The sequence below is a fragment of the Sneathia vaginalis genome (assembly GCF_000973085.1).
Classification (GTDB): domain Bacteria; phylum Fusobacteriota; class Fusobacteriia; order Fusobacteriales; family Leptotrichiaceae; genus Sneathia; species Sneathia vaginalis.
The window spans coordinates 1,008,787-1,027,864 of sequence record NZ_CP011280.1; the positions used below are offsets into that span (position 1 = coordinate 1,008,787).

13 protein-coding genes are annotated in these 19,078 nt (G+C 27.8%); 6 read left to right on the forward strand and 7 right to left on the reverse strand.

What is annotated here, in order from left to right; genetic code table 11:
- Nucleotides 1–69 precede the first annotated feature (69 nt).
- From mutL to lysS, 5 genes are read left to right on the forward strand one after another with little or no spacing between them, the layout of a single operon-like run.
- On the forward strand, nucleotides 70–1,713 hold the full coding sequence (gene mutL / locus VC03_RS05000; RefSeq protein WP_046328942.1) for a DNA mismatch repair endonuclease MutL: 1,644 nt from the start codon (nucleotides 70–72) through the stop codon (nucleotides 1,711–1,713).
- Nucleotides 1,714–1,763: 50 nt separating this feature from the next.
- Entirely contained in the window at nucleotides 1,764–2,222 is a 459-nt protein-coding gene (locus tag VC03_RS05005) for a 23S rRNA (pseudouridine(1915)-N(3))-methyltransferase RlmH (RefSeq protein ID WP_046328943.1), read from the forward strand.
- A 12-nt stretch (nucleotides 2,223–2,234) separates the two neighbouring features.
- Nucleotides 2,235–2,690, forward strand: coding sequence for a hypothetical protein (locus VC03_RS05010; RefSeq protein ID WP_046328944.1), 456 nt, complete (start codon nucleotides 2,235–2,237; stop codon nucleotides 2,688–2,690).
- A 6-nt stretch (nucleotides 2,691–2,696) separates the two neighbouring features.
- Nucleotides 2,697–3,074: a hypothetical protein gene (locus tag VC03_RS05015; protein ID WP_046328945.1), complete on the forward strand. Its 378-nt coding sequence runs from the start codon at nucleotides 2,697–2,699 to the stop codon at nucleotides 3,072–3,074.
- Nucleotide 3,075: 1 nt separating this feature from the next.
- Nucleotides 3,076–4,554: a lysine--tRNA ligase gene (lysS, locus tag VC03_RS05020; protein ID WP_046328946.1), complete on the forward strand. Its 1,479-nt coding sequence runs from the start codon at nucleotides 3,076–3,078 to the stop codon at nucleotides 4,552–4,554.
- 24 nt (nucleotides 4,555–4,578) lie between these two features.
- Here lysS and VC03_RS06885 read toward each other — a convergent pair whose 3' ends face one another.
- The 5 genes from VC03_RS06885 to VC03_RS05045 form a co-directional block, all read right to left on the reverse strand.
- The gene (locus tag VC03_RS06885; RefSeq protein ID WP_046328947.1) at nucleotides 4,579–6,861 is read right to left on the reverse strand and encodes a YadA family autotransporter adhesin; all 2,283 of its coding nucleotides are present in this window, start codon (nucleotides 6,859–6,861) and stop codon (nucleotides 4,579–4,581) included.
- 149 nt (nucleotides 6,862–7,010) lie between these two features.
- Nucleotides 7,011–8,783: a YadA-like family protein gene (locus VC03_RS06890; RefSeq protein WP_046328948.1), complete on the reverse strand. Its 1,773-nt coding sequence runs from the start codon at nucleotides 8,781–8,783 to the stop codon at nucleotides 7,011–7,013.
- On the reverse strand, nucleotides 8,780–9,586 hold the full coding sequence (locus VC03_RS05035) for a hypothetical protein (protein ID WP_046328949.1): 807 nt from the start codon (nucleotides 9,584–9,586) through the stop codon (nucleotides 8,780–8,782). Before VC03_RS05035 ends, VC03_RS06890 begins: the two co-directional genes overlap by 4 nt.
- 211 nt (nucleotides 9,587–9,797) lie before the next feature.
- On the reverse strand, nucleotides 9,798–12,902 hold the full coding sequence (locus tag VC03_RS05040; RefSeq protein ID WP_046328950.1) for a YadA-like family protein: 3,105 nt from the start codon (nucleotides 12,900–12,902) through the stop codon (nucleotides 9,798–9,800).
- 529 nt (nucleotides 12,903–13,431) lie between these two features.
- Complete coding sequence (locus tag VC03_RS05045; RefSeq protein WP_046328951.1) at nucleotides 13,432–15,180, reverse strand: YadA family autotransporter adhesin; 1,749 nt, start codon at nucleotides 15,178–15,180, stop codon at nucleotides 13,432–13,434.
- A gap of 229 nt (nucleotides 15,181–15,409) precedes the next feature.
- Here VC03_RS05045 and VC03_RS05050 point away from each other — a divergent pair, with 229 nt between their 5' ends.
- Nucleotides 15,410–15,766, forward strand: coding sequence for a hypothetical protein (locus VC03_RS05050; RefSeq protein WP_052727711.1), 357 nt, complete (start codon nucleotides 15,410–15,412; stop codon nucleotides 15,764–15,766).
- A 31-nt stretch (nucleotides 15,767–15,797) separates the two neighbouring features.
- Here the strand turns inward: VC03_RS05050 and VC03_RS05055 are convergent, their stop codons facing one another.
- Nucleotides 15,798–16,262 carry a type II toxin-antitoxin system HicB family antitoxin gene (locus VC03_RS05055; protein WP_046328952.1) on the reverse strand — a complete coding sequence of 155 codons (465 nt, stop codon included), beginning with the start codon at nucleotides 16,260–16,262 and terminating at the stop codon, nucleotides 15,798–15,800.
- A gap of 248 nt (nucleotides 16,263–16,510) precedes the next feature.
- Entirely contained in the window at nucleotides 16,511–19,075 is a 2,565-nt protein-coding gene (ppc, locus tag VC03_RS05060; RefSeq protein ID WP_046328953.1) for a phosphoenolpyruvate carboxylase, read from the reverse strand.
- Nucleotides 19,076–19,078: the final 3 nt, after the last annotated feature.

Genomic DNA, 19,078 nt, shown 5'->3' on the forward strand with positions numbered 1-19,078 from the left:
CCACTTGTCTTTTCGTAAAAGGCATCCAAAAATTTGGTACTAACTCTAGTTTTTATTATGAGGTGATTTATGGGTATTATTAAAATTCTTGATGAAAATGTTTCTAACATTATTGCCGCAGGTGAAGTTGTTGAAAATCCTGCATCTATGCTAAAAGAACTCTATGAAAACAGTGTCGATGCTAAAAGTTCTAGTATAGAAATCAGTATGAAAAGTGATTTAAGCTATTTTAAAATTGTTGATGATGGTATAGGTATGAAAAAAGAAGACGTATACCTATGTATACAACGTCATGCAACATCTAAATTACAAAAAAAAGAGGATATATTTAATCTTAAAACATTTGGTTTTAGGGGTGAAGCACTTGCCTCTATTTCTAGTGTTTCAAAATTATGTATATCAAGTAAAACAGATACTGATAAACTAGGTACGAAAATAACGGTATATGGTGGGAATATAATAAACGATACAAGTGTTGCAATGAAGACTGGTTGTATTATTGAAATACGTGATCTATTCTACAATACACCAGCTAGAAAAAAATTTTTAAGAAAAGAAAAAACTGAAATAAGTGCAATAAAAGATATATTAGTTAAATTGGCTCTGTCTAATCCAATAATTAAAACTAAATTAATAATAGATTCTAAAGTAATATTCTCAACTTCAGGAACTAACATGGATAATACCATAATAGAACTACTAGGTAAAAATATATTTAAGAATTTAAAAAAGTTTAAGTATGGCTATCTTGGTAATCAAGAAATTTACCGTGGCACTAAAAACTATATCTACACCTACATAAACAATAGATACTGTAAATCTAACATAATTGAACGTGCAGTAATTGATGGATACTATACCAAATTAATGAAACATAAATACCCTTTTGCACTCATTCTATATGACATAGACCCTACGCAAATTGATGTGAATGTACATCCCTCAAAAAAGATTATTAAATTTTCAGATGATAAGATTGTATACAAGCAAATTAGAACTAGTATAGAAGAATTTTTCTATGAAGATGATAGAAAAACCTATACTCCTGTCATACATGAACAAAAAGAAGTTTCAATAAATGAAAATGTTAGTACAACACAACAAGAATTATTCACATATGATGCTCATGATGATGTCGTAGAAAAAAATAACTATGATATATTAGCCCAAGTATTTGATACGTATATTATAGTAAAAAACAAGGATAGCCTTGATTTTTACGATCAACATGCCATGCATGAAAGAATAACTTATGAAGCACTTAAGGACAAATACTACAATCAACAAATGGCAAAAAAACAGCTACTAATACCTGAGGTAATAGAACTATCTCTTACAGAAAAAAATGTATTACTTGCTAATATTAAAATATTTGAAGATTTTAAATTTGAACTTGATGAAATAAGTGAAACTGAAATAATTATACGTGCTGTTCCAGATTTTGAACTTAGAAACTCAAATGAAAGAATTATTAAAGGCATAATAGAATGCCTAATGGAGAATAAAACTGTTACAGATATTAGAGAAAAAGTAATAATCTCTATGGCTTGTAGAACTTCTATTATGGCTGGTCAAAAATTAAGCTATAATCAAATGACTGAATTAGTTAATAAGCTGCATGAAATAAATAAGTTTAACTGTCCTCATGGTAGACCCGTAATCTCTACAGTAACGAAAAATCAATTAGACAAATTATCTAAAAGAAAAATTTAGTTTTTACTTGTAATTTTTTTTAAAATATGTATAATAAGGTAGGATATTATATGCTAAAAATTAATATAATCACAGTTGGAAAAGTAAAAGAACAGTATATTAACGACGGAATAAAGGAATTTTCTAAACGTCTTTCTAAGTATGTTAGCTTAAAAATTGTAGAATTGGCTGAAGAGGCTGACAATGCCACTTCTGTCGATATAGAATCTAATAGAATATTAGCTTATCTTGAAAAAACTAAAGGTTATACTATACTTCTTGATTTAAAAGGAAAAGAACTTGATTCTGTAGAATTATCTAATAAAATATCTAAACTTACTATTAATTACAGTGAAATATCCTTTTTAATAGGAGGATCTAAAGGAATAAATAATATGGTACGAGAAAAATGTGATTATTCACTTTGTTTTTCTAAGTTTACCTTCCCCCATCAACTATTTAGATTAATACTATTAGAACAAATATACAGATCTATCTGTATAATAAATAATATAAAATATCATAAATAATGGAGGTTGAATATGTACTCATACGATGATGAGTTTACTTACACTATTGACGGAGAATTAGAATATTTTACATGTATTGGAAATGTTAAAATAAAGGATAACGAATATATTATTGGTGAAAATGACTATGGTCAAAAAAGGGCGTTTAAAGTTGACGAGGATGAAGAAGAACTTTACTTACTAGATGATGATGAAGAAGAATATGTTTTTGAATGTTTTCAAAGACAATCATTAGATGAAGATCCTGATTTTGGTGATTTAGATGATGATTATGAATATGAATCAAAATACATAGAAGGTCATAATGATGATGACGATAATGAATTTGATGATTTTGTTGATGACAATGAAAAAAGTAATTATCCTGTATTTGATTATGATGACAATGATGATAAAGATATTTATGATAGTGATATAGATGATGATAGCTTCATAAATGATTTACTTGAAGATGAAGAAGAAGAATAGAAGAAAATGATTAATATAGATATCTGTAGTGTATTTAATTACTATGATAGCAATACTGAGAATATTGATTCATTAAATCTTGAATTTATTAGGTTAAATAAAGAAACTCTTTATTGTGAAAATGAAAAACTCTATTTAATTTTAGAAGAAAATAAGATTACAATAAAAAAAGACGATAAGCTTAGCTATACTAAGGTATTTGACCTTGATAACTATACTACCGCCTTTTTAAAACTTGATAATATGGTTATGAATACTAAAATAAAAACCATATTCTTAAGAAATACTAATAACCATATTAATATTAATGCTAAAGAATATTCAATAAATGATGAGTTCTTATCTGAAATTAATATTAATATATATTTTAAAGGAGAAAATTAAAATGGCTGAACAAACAACTAGCTATATCATGGGTGAAAAACTTAAAAAAGTTCAACAACTACGTGATATGGATATAGAACCTTATGGTAGATTTTTTGATAAAAAAGATATGATAAAAGATATTTGGAACAACAAAGATGATAGCGAACGTATATTTATTACCGCTGGACGTATAGTTTCATACAGAAGAATAGGTAAAAATGGATTTGCTCACTTAAAAGATCCATCAGGTAAGATACAAATATATGTAAATAAAGGTGAAGTTGGCGAACAAGAATATGAAATATTCAAAAATATTGGTGTTGGTGATTTTATCGGTATAGAAGGTAGACTATTCTACACTCAAACTGGTGAATTAACACTAAGAGCTATAAAATACACTGTTTTATCTAAGAATATTCGTCCATTACCTGATAAGGTTCATGGTTTAACTGATGTTGAATTAAGATATAGACAAAGATATGTTGATCTTGTCATGAATGATGAAGTAATGGATACAATGAAAAAAAGATTTAAGATTATTAGCTACATCAGAAGATATTTGGAAAATAAGGGATTTTACGAAGTTGAAACACCTATGCTACATCCAGTTGCAAGTGGGGCTAACGCTAAACCTTTCGTAACTTTCCACAATGCACTAGATCAAGAAATGTACTTAAGAATAGCACCTGAACTATACTTAAAAAGACTATTAGTTGGTGGATTTGAAAAGGTATTTGAAATTAACCGTTCATTTAGAAATGAAGGTATTTCAATTAAACATAATCCAGAATTTACAATGATGGAACTTTATCAAGCTTTTGCTGATTTTAATACCATGATGGATATAGCTGAAGATCTAATATCTTCTCTTGCTTTCACATTATACGGTAAGTATGAATTAGAATATGAAGGTAAGATGATAAATCTTGCTAAACCATGGAGAAGAGTCACTATGGCTGATATAGTAAAGGAAAAGACAGGATTTGATATACATAAGGTTACATCTGATGAAGAAGCTATTAACTTTGCTAAAAGCATAGATATACCTTTAGATCCTAAGGTTAAATACACTAAATATGGTATCTTAAACTTACTATTTGAAGAAAAGGTAGAATCTACATTAATTAATCCTACTTTTGTTACAACTTATCCAAAAGAAATTTCACCTTTATCTAAAAATTCATATAAGAGTGAAGACTGGGTAGATAGATTTGAATTATTCATAACTGGTAGAGAATATGGTAATGCATATTCAGAACTAAATGACCCTATGGAACAAAAAGCTAGATTTGAAGACCAAGTTAAGAAAAAACAAGAAGGTGACGATGAAGCTTGCGATATGGACCTAGACTATATCAGAGCCCTAGAATATGGAATGCCACCTGCTGGAGGTCTTGGAATAGGTATTGATAGATTAACAATGCTATTAACAAATTCTGCCTCAATTAGAGATGTAATCCTATTCCCAACATTAAAGAAAGAAAAGAATATAGATTAAAAAATGCCAGACACATCTGGCATTTTAATTTTGACCTAATCTTTTCATGACTTTTTCAAGTTGTTTTTCTAATCTATTAGTCTTTTCAGTTTGTTCTTTTAATCTATTTTCAAGATCACTAATTCTCTTATCCTTACTATTTACACTACCAAGCATTACTCCAGCTCCAATACCAAAGGCAAGATTACCCTTACTATTAACTGATCCACTTAGTTTGTAGATAAAGTTTTGATTATCATTTGTTCCACTAAATCCAACAGCTACTGCATGAGAACCACCATAATATCCATATGATGCTGCTAAATTAAACTTCTTATCTCCCATTACTTGTGGTAGATTAGCCATAGCCACTGCATTTGATACTCCACCTAAAGCAAGGTCTGATTTCTTATCTACTTCTTTAACATCTTTTTGTAGTTGTTGTATATCACTAGTATTCTTTTCTACTTTTGTTCTAACAGCCTTTAATTGACTTACATTTACTGCATCTTTAGCTTTGACACCATTAGCTACATTTGTTATGACTTTTTCACCATCTTTAACACGTAATATTACATTCTTTTTTTCATCACTTTTTAACTTAGAATATTCTTCTTCAGATAAAACTTTTTCATCTAAAACATATTCAAATGTATTTGAACCTCCAACATTTTCATTTACTTTAAAGGTTGCTATATGTTCTTTTGGTGTTTTAGTTTCTGTTGGTGTAGGTGCAATTTGTGGTGTTACAGCAGGTTTACTAGTATTAGGTTGTGTTGTTTGAGATTGTTTACTAGTTTTATCATCATCTACTGATATATCAATACCATCTCCTTTTAACACCAAAGTATCTCCTAATTTAACGTTTATAGTTTTTTCTCCTGCTTTTACATTTATATATTGGTTCTTTATTACTTGTTTTAGTTGTGCAACATTAACTGCATCAGTATCTTCACTACCTGCTGCAAGTCCTGTTAATTGACGAGTCATTCCTGTATCTTCATTACCTATAGATACTGCAGCTCCTGTTGATTTCCACATACAAATTGCCTTATTATATGCCATTGAATTTTCAGCACTTAATCTTTCAACCTCTTCTTTTAAATTTTTATCATCGGGCTTAGTTTTTAATTCATCTTTTTTTACTTTCAAATTATTATATGCCTTAACCCATTCATCATATTTTTCATCATTCCCTATTTTTTTATTCAAATCTACTTTATCAACAAATGGAACATAACCTAAAGTCCCTTTATCTCTATTTGATATAGAACCATAACCTAAAGCTACACCAGTTTCATAATTTACTTTTGAACTTACACCTAATGCTGTTGCAAATCCAACATTAGCATTTGAATAAGGTCCTATCGCTAATGACCAGTTACCATTTACATTTGCTTTATATCCATATGCCATACTTGCTAGTCCTATAGCATTTGAATTACTACCACTTGCAATTGTATAGTTCCCTATAGCATTTGAATCACGACCAATTGATATAGCATCTTCACCTGATGAAACTAAAAAAGATCCTAAAGCTAAACCATGTTGTCCTCCTCGGTATTCTTTTTCTTTTTCTTTTTCCCCATATTTATATTTAGATTCTGAACCTATAACTTCATTCCCATATCCAAATGACATTCCTAAATCTTCAACTTTAGAACTTTTACCGAAAATAACACTACCACCACTAATTGTATTTGTCATACCAGTAACTACATTTTGATCAGATCCTTTTTTATTGTATTCCCATACTGCTAATTCATTTTTTTTATCAGCATTTTTATTAATTGCTGTCCATCCAACTAAATTCCCTTGACCTATAACTACATTGTGTTCTCCAGATACTTTTGTAAGCTTATTATCTCCATTATAGTAATCTATTCCTACAACAACATTATATGCACCATCGACTTCAAGATTATTACCTAAAACAACACTATTATTTTTACCATTTTTTATACCTGTAAGTTTAGAATTTACACCAATTACAATACCATTATCTCCTCCTTTAGCACCATCATTAGTATAATTACTATTTGGACCTGTTTCATTTGAATTTACTGAAATATAATGTAATCCATCATTTAAATTTATTGTATATGCTTTATTATTTTCATCAATAACTACTAGCTTATACTTATTTTTTTCTTCATTTGTAAGCTTATTGTATTCTTCTTCTGTTAAAACTTTCTTACTTTGTGCATCAACATATATTTTAATATTATCTGCGTATCCTATACTACCATAGAATAAGAATGGTAATATTGTTAATATCATTAATTTAAGTTTAAATTTAAAACTAAACTTAATGTCATTTATATTCATATATAATCCCCTCCAACTCTGTATTCTACCCCCCCCCGCATATTTTCAAGGCTTTTTTAGCATTTTATATAAACATTTTTTAACATCAAAAAAGATGAAGCTCGCAACAGTTTGCAATACCTCATCTTTTTCCTATTAATGTTTATTAACTATTTATTCATTAATCTTTTCACAATATCTTCTAGTTTTTGAATTCTTTCATTTTGTTTTCTAATATTTTCTGCAAATATATTATTTTGTTTAGTTAATTCTTCTATTTTCTTATCCTTACTATTTACACTACCCATCATAACACCAGCTCCAATACCAAAGGCAAGATTACCCTTACTATTAACTGATCCACTTAGTTTGTAGATAAAGTTTTGATTATCATTTGTTCCACTAAAGCCTATAGCTAACGCATGAGAACCTCCATAATATCCATATGATGCTGCTAAATTAAACTTCTTATCTCCCATTACTTGTGGTAGATTAGCCATAGCCACTGCATTTGATACTCCACCTAAAGCTAGGTCTGATTTCTTATTTGCATCCTCTATCTTTTTATTCATTTCTTCTTTTTCCTTGGCTAATAGACCAGCACCTTTTGTTATATCCTTGAAAAAGTCTTCTTCCTTAGCATTAGGCTTATTTTTCTTTTCTTTCCATACTTCAAAGGCACTCTTTCCATCTTGTCCATCTTTTCCATTTTTTCCATCTTGCCCTTTATCACCTTTATCGCCTTTTAACCATTTAACAAAGTCTCCTTCACTTTTGCCTGCATTACCATCTTGCTTTAACCAACTTTGATATGCTGATTCACCATCGCCTTTTATTCCTTGTTCTCCTTTTAATGAATCAATAAAATCTAATTCAGTTAAGTCCTTCAATTTTTTATTATGCTTATCTGCATATTCAATAGCTTTAGATGATGTAGCCCATATATCATATGCACTCTTTCCTGCTTTTAATGTAACTTTTTTATCTACATAACTTCTCATTGCTTTTAATTGAGCAACATTAACTGCATCTGTATCTTCACTACCTGCTGAAAGACCTGTTAATTGACGAGTTATACCTTTATCAGGATTACCTATAGATATTGCACTAACTGTACTAAAATACGGTGTTACTCCTTTAATTTTATCTTCTAATTCTTCTAATGCTGTATCTAATGTTTCTCTTTCAGTTTTTAAACTTTTTATTTTTACTTTTTTTTCATTTAAATCTCTTTCCAAAGAATCTTTTGTTTTTTTAATTTGTTGCAAAATATAATTTTCATGGACATTAGTTTCATTAAATTCATTAAGACCCTTTATATTAATTTCATTTTTTTCATTTTCTTTTTCTAAATTTTTTATGTCATAAATATTATTCTTTATTTCCTGTTTTTTATCTTTTATTTTTTTTATATAATCAGTGTATTTTACACTTTCATCTAATCCTAAATCTTTATTTGTATATTCTTTATCTTCAACAACATTATATCCATACTTCCCTTTTTCTCTATCTGCTAGTGCTTCGCTACCTATTGAAAATCCTTCTTCAATTTTTGTTACTGCACCTTTTCCTATAGATACTCCTTCAGTTGCACTAGGTTCTACAGTTCCTCCTGAAAGTGCAAGTGAATTTTTAGCCTTTGCATAACTCCAACTACCCATTGCAATTGCATTATTCCCATATGCTTCTGATTCATAACCACTCGCAAATGAACTATTACCATAAGCTTTAGTATAATATCCAAATGATATTGATTCTTTACCTGCTGAAAGTGTATTATATCCATAAGAAATTGAATGAATTCCTGAAGATATGGCATTTTCACCACCTGCAAATGTTCCTTTATTACCTGCAACACTTTCTATTCCTATTGCGAATGCTCCTTGTCCATATGAAGCATTTCTAACACCTATAGCAGTTGAATTATTACTTGGTTTATTCATTTCAAATAAACCAAATTTTTTTTAAAACTATAATAATTATTTTTCCAATCATAATTTATAGCATAAGGCTTATTTTTCTCCTTAATTCCAGGATTATCTCTTTCTTGTTCATAGCCAATTATTAATTCTTTATCCTTTATACCATTGGATATCTTCTTTTTAATTGGTTTCAATTGCATTCCAGCACTATTCCCCCAACCCAAAGCAATGTTAGAATTTAAATCTTGTCTACCCCAATTATCTTTTCCTTTATACACGTTATTATTAAACATTGCTAAGTATTGTGCAGTATCATCATTAGCAGTATATATATTCCCATGCAATCCATCAAATTGTAAAGCTCCTAGACTAAAATTATGGTTATTTAAGTCTAACTTTGTTTGTGCAAATGCTCCTCTTACAAATTTTTCATTACCTATACTTACACCTGAAATTATTTGATTTTTACCATCAAGATTAATAAATCCTACAGAAAATTTAGCTTCCCCTCCATTTTCACCATCTTCTTTTATTTCTATTTTAACGCCTGGATACGTTCCACCATTTTTTGATGTTTTAAATTTACCAATTTCTATATTTTTTAAATCTTTTTCTATTTGTTTTTTTACTGCATTTGGTATTTTTTTATCTATTTTTTTCCCTAATTCATCATCCAAATAGTCTAACCATTGATTTATTCGATCATCTACATAATCATTTATTTTATCTACATCTCCATTAGCATATATATTACTTACTCCTGTAAGGAATATACTTGAAATAATTAAAATTAAATTAATCTTTTTCTTACCACTTTTTTTCATACTAATACCTCAACTTAAAAATATTTCAGATAATTGTACCCCCCCCCATTCTATTTTCAAGGTCTTATTTAGTATTAGTAAATACCTTTATTAACTTATCAATGACTACATTATTACTTTTTATTATATATTGTGTTTTATTATCTCACATTTTTTAACTGTATGTAAAAAGACAAGTACACTTTCATATACTTGCCAAAATACTTATTATTTATTTTCTAATAATTGATTCTAATTTTTGTATTATTGTATCTTGTTGAACCATTCTTTGCTTTATTGCACTGTTTTCTTTTTTTAATTCTTTTATTTCATCATCTTGATTTCTATCCTTTTCTATTAATTTTTCTATAATCTTATCCTTACTATTTACACTACCCATCATAACTCCAGCACCAATACCAAAGGCAAGATTACCCTTACTATTAACTGATCCACTTAGTTTGTAGATAAAGTTTTGATTATCATTTGTTCCACTAAATCCAACAGCTACTGCATGAGAACCACCATAATATCCATATGATGTTGCTAAATTAAACTTCTTATCTCCTGATACATTAGGTAAGTTAGCTATAGCTACTGCATTTGATACTCCGCCTAAAGCTAGGTCTGATTTCTTATTTACTTCCTTAATATCATTTTTTATTTCAGTTATATTATTATTAATTTCTGTTTTAAAAGTAGAGAATTCTATTTTATCTTTTTTTGCATTACCTTTTATTGTTTTTAAATCTTTAACCACAACTAAATAATTATCATTATTATCATCTGGCTTAGTACTTGGCTTATCTGATGTAGATCCTTGTGATACAGTTGTAGGGTTAATAGAACTTTCAACATTACCTACTTGTAATTTATCTACTGCTTTTATGATAATATCTTCTGCTTTAACATCTTTACGGTTATTTTTTTCTATAACATAGTATCCTTGTGCATCTCTATATACCTTTTTATTATCCTTTTTTGAATAATACTCAAATGGGTTTGAATAGTAGTCTACATAGTTTTTTAGTTCTTTTAATTGTGCAACATTAACTGCATCAGTATCTTCACTACCTGCTGCAAGTCCTGTTAATTGACGAGTTATTTTTTTATCAGGATTACCTATGGATACTGCACCATATGTAGATTTCCATGTATAATTTTCTGCATTATTAGGTGAAAGATATCCTAAAACACCTTTTTCACGATTACTCAATGAATATGAACCTAGTGCTACACCATTTTCAGTATTAGTTAAACTGTAATCACCTATTGCAACACCATGCATTATTTCATTATCTTCTTTTTTGTAACCATATATTTCGCCATTTTCATAACTAGAAAATACATATTCTGCATTTTCACCTGTTGTCTTATTCTCTTTATCATTCTCATCCTTAAATACAATTCTTTTACCTTTAGCAATTGTTGCAGATTTTCCAAGTGCTATAGATCCACCAAATGCTATTGCATTATGCCCTAATGCTATTGATGGTGCTTCAAATTTTTCTGGACTTGTTGATTTTGAAAATGCACCTTCTCCTATACTAATACTATTATACCCTTCAGATCTGCTTTCCATTCCAAAAGCAATATTTCTTGAACCTTTAGAAACTGCATAATTCCCAAGCGTAATATTTTCACTAGGATCAATATTATCTCTTATTTTATATGTATTTGCATTATATCCTATACTTATTTCCATTTGACCTGCTTTTGCATTATGACCAATTGCAATTGCAGAATTAAAAGTCGCACTTGCTTCATCTCCTATAGCAATTGTACTACTACTATTATCATTTGAAGCAAATGCTTTATTTCCTATTGCTATACCATTATTAATTGATTTAGTTTCATTACCTATAGATATACTATTTTCACCAGTAGATTGAGCTGTATTACCCATGGATATACTATTTTCACCAGTAGATTGAGCTGTATTACCTATAGATACTACAGCTTTTCCTAAACCTTTAGTCATATTACCGATTACTACATTTGATTCAAATTTATTATTTTCTTCATTAGGTGAACTTGCATTATATCCTATAACTACAGAATTATTTGTTTTATTTTCTGTATTATCACCTATTGTTATTGAATTATTACTTAAAGATTTAGCATTAAATCCTAAAGCTACAGAATTATCTAAAGCTCTAGAAAAAGCTCCAACTGCTGTACCTTTTTGACCTTTAACATGAGAAAAATATCCTATAACTGTGTTATAGTCATCAGTAGGACTATTTAAATTTTTCTTTAAGAAGAATTTAATTTCTTCTCCTTTTTCATTTTTTATAGTATGTTCACCATATTCTTTAAAAAACTCTTCTTGTATTTTTTTCTTATTTGCTAAAGTCCCTGCTTCAATTTCTATTTGCTTTTCAATATAGTCTCTTATGAACTCTTCACGTTTATCTTGAGGAATATTTTTATCATCTGCTTCACGATTGGCTAGCATTTTAAAATTCTTATATTCATTTTCATCTTTATTTTTTTTAACTAAATCCTTTGCATATTCAAGAATTCCATTTTCATTTAATATTGCTTTTTCTGTGTTACTACTAGTTGCATAAGTACCTACAACAACGGAATTATTAGAATTAGCCTTTGCATAATTACCTACAACTGCACTATTTTCACCAGATAAAACTTCATATCCAACTCCAGATGTGCCTTTTTTTACAACAGCATTATTTGAAAATAGAGTTATTTTTGGTGGGCAATATTTTTTACCATCTTTTTCAATTAATACATCTTTTATTTCTTTATTAATTTCATTTTTTAATTCTTCATTTGATTGCTTTAATTTTTTAAAATTTTTTCCATATATTTCTATTATATCCTTACTTAAACCTTCTCTAATATATCTTCTTATAATTTCATCTTCTGACTCTTTATTTTTAGGCATTGGGTTTTCAGCGGAATTATTCTTATTATATTCTTGTTCTCCTTTAAAATAATACCCATATAATCTACCAGTATACATACTGAATGTTTCAGGATCATTATCTTTAAATATTTTTTTCTCTAATTCATTTGTTATATTTATAATACTATTATTATATATACGATCGTTAAATTTTGAATTATCAATAATATTATTGAAATACTTTACTAACTCCGTTGTATGTCTATTTAATACTTCATTTTCTGCCATATCATTAATTTTTTTGTATTCTTTATCATCCATCAATTTCAAATTCACTTTTACATTTTTATCATCTATATGTACACCATAACCTTGTGCACCTACAACATCATAATGTTCTGCAAATGTGTAACTACAAATCATTGACAGAATAATAAGATATATTTTATATTTACCTAATATATTCATAAAAACCACCTCTTTTTGAATATTAACACTTACAACAAATAATTGCAAAAAATTAAATAAATATTTAGATATACCTATTTTTTTGAGTGCCAAAAAAAAAAAAAAGCTAAACTTCTCTTATTTTTATTAAGAAAATTGTTTTAATTAGGGTGAAATATGTGTATTATATTAAAAATAAGGAATATTGCAAATTTAAATTTACTTGTCAACTGTAAAGAAAAAAAGATACAAAACACCGATAAAACGCGGCATAATGTATCCATTAAACATATTAATTAATTTATATTTTCCCTTCCTCAGCCAATTTCAGCTCTTTCTTTAATTCATTTTTCACTTCTTCCTTAGAATTTCTCTATTAAATTCTTCTGAAGTTAAATCTGACAAAAAAAGGGGTTTTCCATTATTTTTCATAATATTATCACTCCTTTAGTTTGTATCATATCATAATATATTTTGATTAACAATATTTATATTTGAAAATGGAGAATAAAAAAGCAAGCATACTTTTATACACTTGCCCAAATACTTATTATCTATTTTCAATAATTGATTCTAATTTTTGTATTATTGTATCTTGTTGAACCATTCTTTGCTTTATTGCACTGTTTTCTTTTTCTAATTTAGTTATTCTTTCATATAGTTCTTTTACATTAATATCTTTATGTTCCATGCTTTCTTCCTTATTACCAAGCATTACTCCAGCTCCAACTCCAAGGGCAAGATTTCCTTTATTGTTTACTGATCCACTTAGTTTGTATACTAATCTTCTATCCTTTGTTACCCCACTAAAGCCTATTGCTAATGCATGAGAACCACCATAATATCCATATGCTGCACTTAAATTATGTCTATAGTCTGAATATGAATTCACTTGTACTAAATTAGCCATAGCTATAGCATTTGCTACTCCACTTAATGCTAGGTCTGATTTTTCTGTAGAACCTTTTACTTCACTTTTTAATTTTTTCAATTGTGCAACTGTTACTGCTTCATCATCTTCTGCTCCATCTGCTAATCCTTGTATTCTTCTTTTTATTTTTCCTCCTCCAACTGATACAACATAATGTGGAGCATTTTTTTGATCAGTTAAATATGCACTTTTCTCAGATAACTTAGTTTCACTAAATGAACCTAAAGCTACTGAATCGCTAAATGTTGCTTTACTACCAGCTCCTATAGCTACAGAATTTACAGCATTAATTAAACTAGCACTAGCTCCTATAGCTATACCAAAATCACTATTTTTTGCACTTATATTTGTACCAAATATATTTGAACACTTTGAGTTATTTATTTTATTGTTATTACCTAAAAGTTTTGTTTTTTCACTTTCTACTACTTCATTTGATTCTCCAATTGCAGTTGTTTGTTTTGAATTTGTAATTGTGTTATTTTCACCAATTGCAGTTGTTTGATCAGAATCTTTAATTGCATTATTATTTCCTTGTACATTTGCATGATTACTATTTTCTGCTTGTATATTTGTACCAAATATATATGAATACTTTGATTTATTTATTTTATTGTTATTACCTAAAAGTTTTGTTTTTTCACTTTCTACTACTTCATTTAATTCTCCAATTATACTTGTTTGTTTTGAATTTGTAATTGTGTTATTTTCTCCAATTGCAGTTGTTTGATTAGAATTTGTAATTGCGTTATTATTTCCTTGTACATTTGCATGATTACTATTTTCTACTTGTATATTTCCACCAAATATATATGAATAATTTGAGTTATTTATTTTATTATTATCACCTAAAAGTTTTGTTTTTTCACTTTTTACTACTTCATTTAATTCTCCAATTGCAGTTGTTTGATTGGAATTTGTAATTGTGTTCTTTTCACCAATTGCAGTTGTTTGATCAGAATCTTTAATTATGTTTTTATTTCCTTGTATATTTGCATGATTACTATTTTCTGCTTGTATATTTCCGCCAAATATATATGAATACTTTGAGTTATTTATTTTATTGTTATTACCTAAAAGTTTTGTATTTTCACTTTCTACTACTTCATTTAATTCTCCAATTACACTTGTTTGTTTTGAATTATTAATTTTATTCGATGTCCCTAATATATTTGAAAAATTACTATTAGTAATAGTATCACTTGCTCCAAAAATATTTGACCAATTACTATTAGTAATCTTTGAAATGTTATATGGACTAATAATTATACTTGTTGGATCATTTACTTCCTTATTTTCTATAGTTTTAATTTCTGCTTCTGATATCATACATCCTAAAAGCATAATAAATAATATTGTTTTTTTCATTTATATCACCTCAAATAGTATTTTAGTACCCCCCCCCCGAAAAAAATCAATGTCTTTTTAAATATATTTATGCACTTTATTTAACTTTTTAAATATATATCTCTGTATCCCAACATATATATATTGTATTATACTACACACTTTTTTAACTTTATAATCTATATATATTAATGTACAAATATATAAATTAATTGTATGATATATCATATTTTAAATCGAAAGGATAACAATGCTAACATTAGAAGATTTGCCTAAATTAAAAATTTTTGCTGATAATTCAAATATTAAAGTTAATTTCTCTAAAATTGCTAAAGAATTAGGAAAATATAGAAGAACAGTAAAAAAAATATTATTATGGTTTCAAAAAAAAACTAAGACTAGAAATAAGCCATCTAAATGTGATAAGTTCTATGATACAATCATAGATTTACTTGAAAATAGACATGAATCTTTTTATTACATCAGTAATTTATGGAATTACTTAAATGATAATTATAATATGAATATATCGTATTCTACTTTTAGAACATATATTCTTAAAAGGAAAGAACTTTATTCATACTTTAAAAACACAAAAAAGGTATAAGCAATATTACCTATACCTCTCAAATTCTTTTTTACATTATATAATTTTCATCTATATCATCTATTCCAAGCTCTTTCATCAATGCTTCTTTTAAAACTTTAGAAAAATTTATATTATTTCTCTTTCCAATTTTATTTAACCATCTAGGAATTGAAACATTTTTTCTAATAATTTTTTTATCTGATAATTTTAAAAATCTATAATAATCAATAGGAACTAATGTCTTAAAATATTTTGCATTTTTTATCTCTTCATCAGTGCTATTTAATTCTTTTTTCATAAACTCTTCAACATCTATTTTATTAATATCTAAAGGAGTTGGAAATTCCTTATGTTCTTCATAGTAGTCATTTAGTTGTATTCCTAAAAACTCAGTAGCCATATAAAAAGCATCATTAATATTTTCGCCTTGTGTTGCACAAGGAAATCCAGGAAAGAAAACAGAGTATCCCCCTACTTCTTCTTCAAAAAATATTGCTGGATAAATTAAAATCATTATAACCTCCTAATTTGTTTAAGGATTCCTTTTTCAAGATATTTTCCTAACTCCTTACTATGAAAAGGTGCTATAGTAGCCCTATTTGAATCCATTGGCATACTTTCCACCTCAAGATTATTATACACAATTTTTGTGTATAATTCAATGTGTTTTTAGATTTTTTTCAAGAAATTCCTCTATTATTATGATTTAAAAGTATACTTAAACAAAAAAGCAAGCATACTTCCATACACTTGCTCATTTTCTCACCCTGAATTTCTTAGACCTGTTGCAATTCCATTTATACATGTATGTATTGCCTTTATTAGGTCTTCGTCATCCATTCCTTCTCTTCCTTTTTTCAATAGCTTAATTTGTAAGTTATTTAAAGCGTTAAAGTATGGCATTCTGTTTTCTAGGCTCTTTTTTAATTCTAAATTATCTTCTAATAGTTCTTTCTTTTCTGATACTTCAAGTATTAACTTCTTAGTTAGGTTATATTCCTCTAATATATCAGCAAAGATCTTTCTTGCATTTTCCTTATCATCATCTAATTCTATATATTCTCTAGCTATATCCATATCTGTCTTAGCTAAAAGCATATCTACATTAGATATTTGTGTTCTAAAGAATGGGAATGTCTTATACATCTCCTTTAATTTACTCATATCAGCACTTTTTAGAGCTGTACCTAGTCCATACCAGCCTGGTAGCATTATTCTTGCTTGTGACCAAGAAAATACCCATGGTATAGCACGAAGATTTTCTATGCTTCTACCTTGTTTTCTAGAAGAAGGTCTTGAACCTAAGTTCAACTTAGATATTTCTACAATAGGTGTTATTGTGTAGAAGAAGTCTATAAAGCCTTTTGTTTCAAATACCAAACTTCTATATTTTCTATAACTAATATCTGACAAGTCTTTTAAGATATTTTCATAATCTTTAAAGTCTTTTTTTGTATTACTCATGCTAACTTCAAGACTTGAAGTTACTAATGCTTCAAGGTTATATATCCCGTTGTTATAGTTTCCGTATTTAGCTTCTATTATTTCACCTTGTTCAGTTAATCTAATCTTACCCTTTATACTTCCACTTGGTTGAGCAAGTATAGCTTCATAACTAGGTCCACCACCACGTCCTACTGTTCCTCCTCTACCATGGAAGTAACTTATACTTACTCCATATTTTTCACCTAATTCTATCAAATTCTTTTGTGCTTGATAAAGTGAAAAACTAGATGTTAGATATCCACCATCCTTATTACTATCTGAATATCCCAACATTATTTCTTGTTCATTGTTGTTTTTCTTTAATAGTTCCTTAACTAAAGGAATATTAAACCATTTTTCCATTACTTTAATAGAATTTTGTAAGTCTTCTATAGTTTCAAATAAAGGAACTATATTAACATCCAAATTAGCTTCCTTTAAGAATATTAATGCTTCTAACATATCTGAAACACTAGTTGTGTGTGATATTATATTATGCTTTATTACATCTTTTCCAAACATATCATGCATTTTTTTAGCTGTTGTATATATATCTAATTCTTGCTTTAATAAATCGCTTTTAGGTATATTATCACTTGATAAAGGTCTTGGATCATTTTCTAATATATTTAGTAGTAGTTTACACTTTTCATCTTCATTTAAATTTAGATAATCTTTATGTATATTAGCAGATTTCAATAATTCATCCACACATTTTTCGTGTATACTTGAATCTTGTCTTAAGTCCACTGTAGATAAGTAGAAACCAAACACTTTAACTGCTGTTATTAATCTTTCTAGTGTACCTTTTACTAAAATTTCACCACTGTATTTCTTTATTGAATCTTCAATTTTTTGTAAGTCGCATAAGAACTCATTACTATCCTTATACCCTTCTAAATCTGTATTATCAGGCATAGTAGTTGTATCTAGTTCTAGCATATATGCTGTTGCAATTATTCTGTCTTTAATATAGCTAATGGCTCTTCTATATGGTTCTTTTTGTCTATGTATAGATAAATCATGTGACTTATCTACTAATTCTTGTACTTCTTTAGAATAATTTACAAGTTCATAACTCATAGAAAATTCACGGTACAACTTAGACAACTTAGAAATATATTCATTAAATATTACACCACTTGCCATCTTTATTGTCTTATTCAATGTATGTGCTGATACATAAGGGTTACCGTCTCTATCTCCACCTACCCATGTACCTATTCTTACAGGAATTACAGTCTTTTTAATTCCATATTCTCTAGCTAATTTATTATACTTTAGAATTAAATCAGGTATTGCAGACAAGAATGTTGTGTTATAGTAACTCATAATATTACTAATTTCATTATCTACTCTTAATTTTGTACTTCTTAAAGTATCTGTTTGTAGTAAAATATTGATATCTCTTTTTAATGCTGTCTCCCATTCATTTCTATCAATCAAATTACTCTTAACAGCATCATATGCCTTAATTAAATCATATATATTTGCCATTAAATCTAGTATACTTTTTCTTTGTATTTGTGTTGGGTGTGCTGTTAACACTGGTGTTACTTCTATTCTTTCTATTGCTTCCCTTTTTTTCTTGTTTAAAAAAGCATGTTCTAGATTTTCTCTTTTTATCTTGCCCTGATTTTTCTCACATATCATTTTCTTAGATGATATTGCATCTTCTGCTATATTAATTAAAAGTGGTATAAATGCTAAAACTCTCGATAATTCATATGCTTTCTCGTATGGAATATTATCGATATTTTGTGTTAATGCCGCTTTTTGTATATCCTTGTCTTTCAAGGAATTAATTAATGTATTAACCAAAATTTCAATTTCTTCACTCATTTC

What these genes read in the sequence shown, in the direction of transcription:
- mutL (WP_046328942.1), top strand. Translation starts at nt 70, where the DNA reads ATGGGTATTATTAAAATTCTTGATGAAAATGTTTCTAACATTATTGCC.
- VC03_RS05005 (WP_046328943.1), top strand. Translation starts at nt 1,764, where the DNA reads ATGCTAAAAATTAATATAATCACAGTTGGAAAAGTAAAAGAACAGTAT.
- VC03_RS05010 (WP_046328944.1), top strand. Translation starts at nt 2,235, where the DNA reads ATGTACTCATACGATGATGAGTTTACTTACACTATTGACGGAGAATTA.
- VC03_RS05015 (WP_046328945.1), top strand. Translation starts at nt 2,697, where the DNA reads ATGATTAATATAGATATCTGTAGTGTATTTAATTACTATGATAGCAAT.
- lysS (WP_046328946.1), top strand. Translation starts at nt 3,076, where the DNA reads ATGGCTGAACAAACAACTAGCTATATCATGGGTGAAAAACTTAAAAAA.
- VC03_RS06885 (WP_046328947.1), bottom strand. Translation starts at nt 6,861, where the DNA reads ATGAATATAAATGACATTAAGTTTAGTTTTAAATTTAAACTTAAATTA.
- VC03_RS06890 (WP_046328948.1), bottom strand. Translation starts at nt 8,783, where the DNA reads ATGAATAAACCAAGTAATAATTCAACTGCTATAGGTGTTAGAAATGCT.
- VC03_RS05035 (WP_046328949.1), bottom strand. Translation starts at nt 9,586, where the DNA reads ATGAAAAAAAGTGGTAAGAAAAAGATTAATTTAATTTTAATTATTTCA.
- VC03_RS05040 (WP_046328950.1), bottom strand. Translation starts at nt 12,902, where the DNA reads ATGAATATATTAGGTAAATATAAAATATATCTTATTATTCTGTCAATG.
- VC03_RS05045 (WP_046328951.1), bottom strand. Translation starts at nt 15,180, where the DNA reads ATGAAAAAAACAATATTATTTATTATGCTTTTAGGATGTATGATATCA.
- VC03_RS05050 (WP_052727711.1), top strand. Translation starts at nt 15,410, where the DNA reads ATGCTAACATTAGAAGATTTGCCTAAATTAAAAATTTTTGCTGATAAT.
- VC03_RS05055 (WP_046328952.1), bottom strand. Translation starts at nt 16,262, where the DNA reads ATGATTTTAATTTATCCAGCAATATTTTTTGAAGAAGAAGTAGGGGGA.
- ppc (WP_046328953.1), bottom strand. Translation starts at nt 19,075, where the DNA reads ATGAGTGAAGAAATTGAAATTTTGGTTAATACATTAATTAATTCCTTG.